This is a genomic window from Limnospira sp., assembly GCF_051859755.1.
GTDB lineage: Bacteria > Cyanobacteriota > Cyanobacteriia > Cyanobacteriales > Microcoleaceae > Limnospira > Limnospira fusiformis.
On the sequence record NZ_JBIMLI010000058.1, the window covers coordinates 22042 to 28088 of the forward strand.

Genomic DNA, 6047 nt, shown 5'->3' on the forward strand with positions numbered 1-6047 from the left:
GGTTTGTTATACCCACCCTAGATTCTGAGCGGTTAGTGATGACACCTAAAATACCCCTGTCTTTAATGACGCTGCCTGGACAGGCGACGTACATAGGTTTCCTGCGACTAAAAAGCAGTGACCTAGTGATAATTGGAGCGATCGGCTGCATTACCCTGGTAATTTTGTGGTGCATTGTGAATACATTTATCACCACATTAATGCCAACTCCCGCCCTACCAATGTTTGTAAATGGTAGCCTATCAACCTACCGTTTATTCAAAAACTATCAGGAGGTGATTACCGTAGTTAGTAAATATGTTAACATGACTGTAGCCTATTGAAATCAATAAAAGGGGCTAATAGATTTAACATGAGTTAGCCCCCTATATAATATAGTATGATGTCAAAGTCGGGCTAGTATTGGTCAGGTTTTCGATGAAATTAATAGTTATTGTTCCCGGTCTTCTGGCTGTAATAGGGTTAGGAATTGAGGCGATCGCCGCCCGACCCCGAGACATCCAACAATTGCTAAATACCAAACAGTGTCAGCAGTGCGATCTCAGTGGAGCCAACCTACAGGAAGCCGAACTAGACGGCGCGGCTCTCATAGGTGCTAATTTGCAAAATAGTGACCTGCGGGGGGCAAAATTAAGAGGTGCGGATCTAAGTTCAGCCAACCTAATTGGCGCAAATTTAGCAGGTGCAGACCTGCGGGATGCCAGGTTACACAGCACCACCCTTAGACAAGCTAACCTTTCTAATAGTGACTTATCCTGGTCAGATATGTATCGCGCCTTTCTGGAAGGTGCTAATTTAGATCAGGCTAATTTGAATAATGCCAACTTAAATAATGCTAGATTAGAGGGGGCGACCTTTTGTGGCGCGATTATGCCAGACGGTTCAGAGGGTCCCTGTTAATAGTGATTAAAGCTCTTGTTAAAGGGGGGGCTAATTTTCGCCCCCTTCTACTCAAATCACGTCCCCAGTTTCTTGGAGTGCGTGTAATCTCCGATAAATTCCCCGGTGATTAAGTAACTCATCATGACTACCGATCTCGACAATTTTACCATGATCTAATACCACAATTTTATCAGCTTCCCGAATGGTACTGAGACGGTGAGCCACAATAATTGTAGTCCGAGTTCCCAGAATATTTTGCATGGCTATTTGAATGGAACGTTCTGATTCATAATCCAAGCTAGAAGTAGCTTCATCAAAAATCAAGATATCAGGATTGACTAACAATGCCCTAGCAATACCTAACCGCTGTTTTTGCCCCCCAGACAGGCGCATTCCTCGTTCTCCCACAGTAGTATAATAACCCTTATCAAGTTGATTAATAAACTCATCGGCTCGGGCAATTTTACAGGCTTCGTTAACTTCATCTAGGGTAGCGTTAGGGTTGCCATAGGTGAGGTTATTTAACAAGGTTCCATTGAAGATATCAACATCTTGATGAACGATAGCTAAACGTCGCCTATAGGCGGTCACATCCAAATCTTGGATATTTTCACCATCGATTAAAATGCGACCCTGTAATGGTTCAAAGTAGCGAAATAATAGCTTGACCAAGGTAGACTTACCGGAACCGGAATGACCCACCAGCGCGACAGTTTGACAGGGTTCTATAAACAGGTTAATATCCTGCAAAACTGGTTTTTCTGGGATATAGCCAAAGGTTAAGTTTTGCAATTCAACTTTACCCTTAAAGTGATAGGATACCTGATGATTTTCCGAGTTTAATTTGATGGCATCTTGTCCCTCTTTCAACTGCATAAACTCATAAAAACGCACCATAGAAGAATAGCGTCGCGCAAAAACTTCCGCCAATAAACTAATGGGAGTTAGTTCAGAATAAGCCATGCTAAAGAGGGTATAAGTAACCACAAAATACCCCAGAGACATTTGCCCTCCAAAGGTAGCAAACAAAGTAAAACCCAATACCATAAATAAACAAAATTGCACCGTTGTATTTTGGTAGGTAGCGAGTTTTACATAGTCTCGGTGAATGCGATGGATAACTACGGTTAACTCTCGGTTTAGGCGAGTGCTTTGTCGTTCAAGTTCCTGATTTTCGGTAGCAAAGGCTTTGACAGTTTTGATGTTAGTGATGATTTCCGAGTTGCGACTTTCGGTGTTTTCTTGATGGCTGTCTAGTCGGGTTTCTAATCTAATGAGATGTCGAAGTTTGACGAGGGTAAAGGACAGAATAAAGACAAAAGACACTAAGAAAAATATGGCTATTTGCCACTTAATGAAAAAAATCACTATGAAAATACCGATGACTCGCACGAGTTTCGGGATTAATTGACCTGCTATTTCTGGGTAAGTCCAGGTATGGTTAGTTATGCCTTTGGTGATGCGGTTAGCAATGCGACCGGGGTTATTTTCTTCGTAAAATTCTAGGGGTAAAGTCAAGATTTTTTGGAGAGCATTCTGATGCTGGTCTCGCCGCGCAGCTAGGGGGATTAACCAGTGAAACCATGAGCCTAACCAAGGCTGAATAGGTGCTTTGATAACGGTGACTAAAAAAATGATACCTAGTAATATGATTAAAGCTGTGGTCTGTTGGTCTGGTAGCCCAGTGGCGGAGGCGATCGCTGTGACTGTTAACTGTATGAAGCCATCTGCACCTTGACCAGACAGGACATTTAAAATCTGTCCGATCGTATATGGTACTAGCAAATCAATTAGTTCAAAAAAACTCGATGCACTGATACTAAGAATTGCTAATAAACGATAATCTCGATAGTATTGACAAATTTCTCGAAAAGTAGCCATAACTGCGAAAATGGTGTTTTTAATGTCAGTGAAAATATCAAAGTCACCATTATAATAGATTTCTGACAATTTGGCAGAGGTCTTGGCAGAGGTCAAAGGGGGGAGGACTAGCTAACTTAACCAGTCTCCCCTAGGTAGGCGATCGGCTGGGGGCATTGTCAAGGGAAAACTATACCTAGCAAGCATTAGATATTGTATAATTATTGTTTGGGTAAAATCTAGGTAGGTGAAGAGCGACGATCTCCAACCTGCTTAGTTGGACTCAAACAAAACTTAAAGTAGGAGGAAGTGTATATGCCATCAGACCTAGATAGAGGAATTATGAAGTTTAAGGGAGCAGATAGCCCTACGGTTGTGATTGTTTCTTCACTACTGATTTTGGGTAGTATCGGCCTTCTAATTTGGTGGGCATTACAGACAGCCTACTCTTTTTAAGACTGACAGACTCAAGGGGGGTCAGCTATATGCTTGTCCCCTCTAGGGCGGGCATAATGGCGGATTACTCAGCAATTGACAGGTTTTTTCTGGTGAGATTATCTGTAGTTTTTGATTAAGTTTCGGCGGGAGTGCTAATTTGTTCAACTTCTGGAGTTGCCTTGCTAATTGCCTGAAGTAGTAGATAATTTAGGACAGTTCGCACGGCAATAATAGCAGCTAACCGGGCGATATCATCCCAACGGCTAGAAATCATGGTTTTTAAAATAGTGGCTCCAATTAAAAAACTGAGGGCTAGGGAAAATGAATAACCCATGACTAAACGGCCTCGTTGAAAGGCTTCGGTAGCCTGACCTTTAAATAAGGCATCTTTAATAAAAATCACTAAAGCACGGGTCACGCCAATGGCAATTACAAACAGTGCCAACAGTTGACAAAATCCTGTTAAAATTCCATTCAAGGAAACTACAATGCCTGAAAGTTCAGTGGCTAGACCGTTTAACATCATGTTGATGATTGCTCAAATGAGAATGAACAGTCAATAATTCTAGCAAAGAAGATGCTGTGACTGTCAGAATTATGATCAGTATGGGATAGGGGGGGTTTAGTAATATGATTTTTCAGAAATCGAATTAACTGCGGAACCCGCCCCTACCAGATGATTAATTATCCATTGTGCAATGAGAGGTTAGCGGGAAGCAGCACCTACTCGCCGCCAAGCTGTGGGAGACTCGGGATAATTCCGAGAAAGGGGAGATGCCATTTTTAAGACTTTGTTCATTACCCAGGGGGCAATGCGACGACACCAAACGGCTAGGTGACTTTGCCACCCTACCAGAATTTCTGGGGAGTCTTTCCGCAGTCCGATAATTAACACTTGGGCAACCTGTTGGGGGGTCATGGGAGTGACCCAGCGAAATAGTTGCAGGTGGCGGGTCATGTCTGTATCGGTGAGGGTGGGAAGTAAAGCCATAACTTTGATATTGTGTTGGGCTAATTCAGACCTTAGTGCCTCGGTAAAGCCTAGGATGGCGAATTTAGTGGCTGAGTATGTGGACATGGTGGGGGCGGCGATTTTGCCCATGAGACTGGATACATTGACGATGGTTCCTTGGTTTCGGGTGGCCATACGTCGGGCGATCGCACGGGTGACTGTGTAAAGTCCCATCAGGTTTAGGGATAGTTCTTCTTGGACTTGGGGTAATTTAGATTTCAAGAAGGGGGTTTGATGGGCGACCCCGGCGCAGTTCACTAATAAATCAATGGGGCCGTGAGTTCGCCATGCTTGGGCTAAGGCGATATTGACTTCTGTGGGTTGTGTGAGATCTAGGGCGAGGGTGATCACTTCTACTTCCATGTCGCTGAGTTCTGCTGCCAATTCTGCTAATTTTTGGCGATCGCGGGCGACTAATAACAGACGACCCACGCCATTGCGGGCTAACTCTAGGGCGATCGCTCGTCCGATACCACGGGAAGCCCCTGTAATTAGGGCTGTAATACCTTGGATATTCATAAAAATCTCCTGTCTGTGGTGAAATACCGCCAGGACACTAGGACTCCACTACAGTGGCGGCTAAATCAATTGATTGGACTAAATTCTGTTCAACCCAGGCGGACGCTAAAATTGTGAAGAACAACAAAATCCCTCTGGGTTAGCTCTCGTTTCTGGAGCGGAAAGTTTGCTGATTGATAGCTCATACTCAGTTTGCTGATGATGATATGAACGAATCGAGGCTTCAACTCAGTTGCTGACTGAGGATACATCACAGGTCACGGTAGCGTACAACATAGCTCACAGTTCTCCTTTTTACTTTCTCTTTTTTACTTACTATTGTTCGCTATGCACACTTTAGCAACCAAATCAAGTTTGTGCAACATTTTTTAATAAAAAACGCTTTAACATTTCTTTACAATCTGGCAAAACCTTTACTGTAGGGAGTTTTAGAGTAATTGTCAGCAGGCGATCGCCGATGGTAACAGAGGATCTGAGTAATGGGAGTAAAAAGTAGCGATCGCCTCCAAACACTGATGTAGTAATACCATTCGGGGCAATACTCGAGAGAGTAAGGCGCGAGGTATTATGAGAAAAAAGTGGCGCGCCACAACAAAAAAAACCACAACCGTTACAGGTTGCAGGTTTCAGGATAACCTGGCTAATGCCTGTTCACAATTTAAGAAATCGCTGGCCTTATTTCGCCAATTTTCCCTTCCCCTTGGCGATGAAAGCTAAAGAGTATGCTGTTAGTGCGAAAAATACAGCCGGGAAATCGCACTAAACATTACCCTCACCCTAAATCTGCATCCCAGGGGGGACCGGGACGAGCGAGAGCGTATTGCATGATTACTGAAAGGGCTGTAATCGTTACTGAGTGACCAAATGAACGCGCCCTAATTTCCTGTGCTATCCCATTCACCTCCTCCAATGGTAAGTACCCCCGGTATATGCGATCGCCACGGAAAATCCTTAATCTACCCATGATTTCACTATTGTAGATGTTGCTTTCAGAGCTGCATCACTCCACGTCAATTGTTAAAAAATGGAAACATAGGAAACATCAAGGAAACATTGCAACATTTTATTGGCATTCTCAACTCGTTAATATCAGAATGGGTCAAAATGTAAAAAACTAAAACCCCAAGACCAGGACTCATGAAAGTCACCAAACATCGAGCCACCATCTCTCAGTATCGCCTTTTTCCCCCATTTGAGTAGGTTGGGTGGAGGTCACGAAACCCAACGCCACCATCTCTCAGTTATGTTGGGTTTCACTACGTTTCACCCAACCTACATGGCTAAAATTATTAATTATTAATTATTAATTGTTAATTATTATAGGTTGGGTGGAGGT

At 43.4% G+C, this 6047-nt stretch carries 6 protein-coding genes; 2 read left to right on the forward strand and 4 right to left on the reverse strand.

Features of this window, described 5'->3' with window-relative positions; genetic code table 11:
* Positions 1-38: 38 nt before the first annotated feature.
* Together ACTIE0_RS12095 and ACTIE0_RS12100 are read left to right on the forward strand one after the other, a co-directional pair.
* A complete protein-coding gene (locus tag ACTIE0_RS12095; RefSeq protein WP_006670730.1) occupies positions 39-323 on the forward strand; it encodes a hypothetical protein in 285 nt (94 codons plus the stop codon).
* 94 nt (positions 324-417) lie between these two features.
* Positions 418-900: a pentapeptide repeat-containing protein gene (locus ACTIE0_RS12100; protein ID WP_006624552.1), complete on the forward strand. Its 483-nt coding sequence runs from the start codon at positions 418-420 to the stop codon at positions 898-900.
* A gap of 51 nt (positions 901-951) precedes the next feature.
* Here the strand turns inward: ACTIE0_RS12100 and ACTIE0_RS12105 are convergent, their stop codons facing one another.
* The 4 genes from ACTIE0_RS12105 to ACTIE0_RS12120 form a co-directional block, all read right to left on the reverse strand.
* Positions 952-2763: an ABC transporter ATP-binding protein gene (locus ACTIE0_RS12105; RefSeq protein WP_006670729.1), complete on the reverse strand. Its 1812-nt coding sequence runs from the start codon at positions 2761-2763 to the stop codon at positions 952-954.
* Between the two features lie 550 nt (positions 2764-3313).
* Complete coding sequence (locus ACTIE0_RS12110) at positions 3314-3706, reverse strand: DUF1622 domain-containing protein (RefSeq protein WP_006624549.1); 393 nt, start codon at positions 3704-3706, stop codon at positions 3314-3316.
* Between the two features lie 180 nt (positions 3707-3886).
* Entirely contained in the window at positions 3887-4711 is an 825-nt protein-coding gene (locus tag ACTIE0_RS12115) for an SDR family NAD(P)-dependent oxidoreductase (RefSeq protein ID WP_006624548.1), read from the reverse strand.
* Between the two features lie 772 nt (positions 4712-5483).
* Positions 5484-5675 carry a hypothetical protein gene (locus ACTIE0_RS12120; protein ID WP_006670728.1) on the reverse strand — a complete coding sequence of 64 codons (192 nt, stop codon included), beginning with the start codon at positions 5673-5675 and terminating at the stop codon, positions 5484-5486.
* Positions 5676-6047: the final 372 nt, after the last annotated feature.

Excerpts from the sequence above, each read along its gene's own strand:
- ACTIE0_RS12100 (WP_006624552.1), top strand. The coding sequence starts at position 418 with ATGAAATTAATAGTTATTGTTCCCGGTCTTCTGGCTGTAATAGGGTTA.
- ACTIE0_RS12110 (WP_006624549.1), bottom strand. The coding sequence starts at position 3,706 with ATGATGTTAAACGGTCTAGCCACTGAACTTTCAGGCATTGTAGTTTCC.
- ACTIE0_RS12095 (WP_006670730.1), top strand. The coding sequence starts at position 39 with ATGACACCTAAAATACCCCTGTCTTTAATGACGCTGCCTGGACAGGCG.
- ACTIE0_RS12105 (WP_006670729.1), bottom strand. The coding sequence starts at position 2,763 with ATGGCTACTTTTCGAGAAATTTGTCAATACTATCGAGATTATCGTTTA.
- ACTIE0_RS12115 (WP_006624548.1), bottom strand. The coding sequence starts at position 4,711 with ATGAATATCCAAGGTATTACAGCCCTAATTACAGGGGCTTCCCGTGGT.
- ACTIE0_RS12120 (WP_006670728.1), bottom strand. The coding sequence starts at position 5,675 with ATGGGTAGATTAAGGATTTTCCGTGGCGATCGCATATACCGGGGGTAC.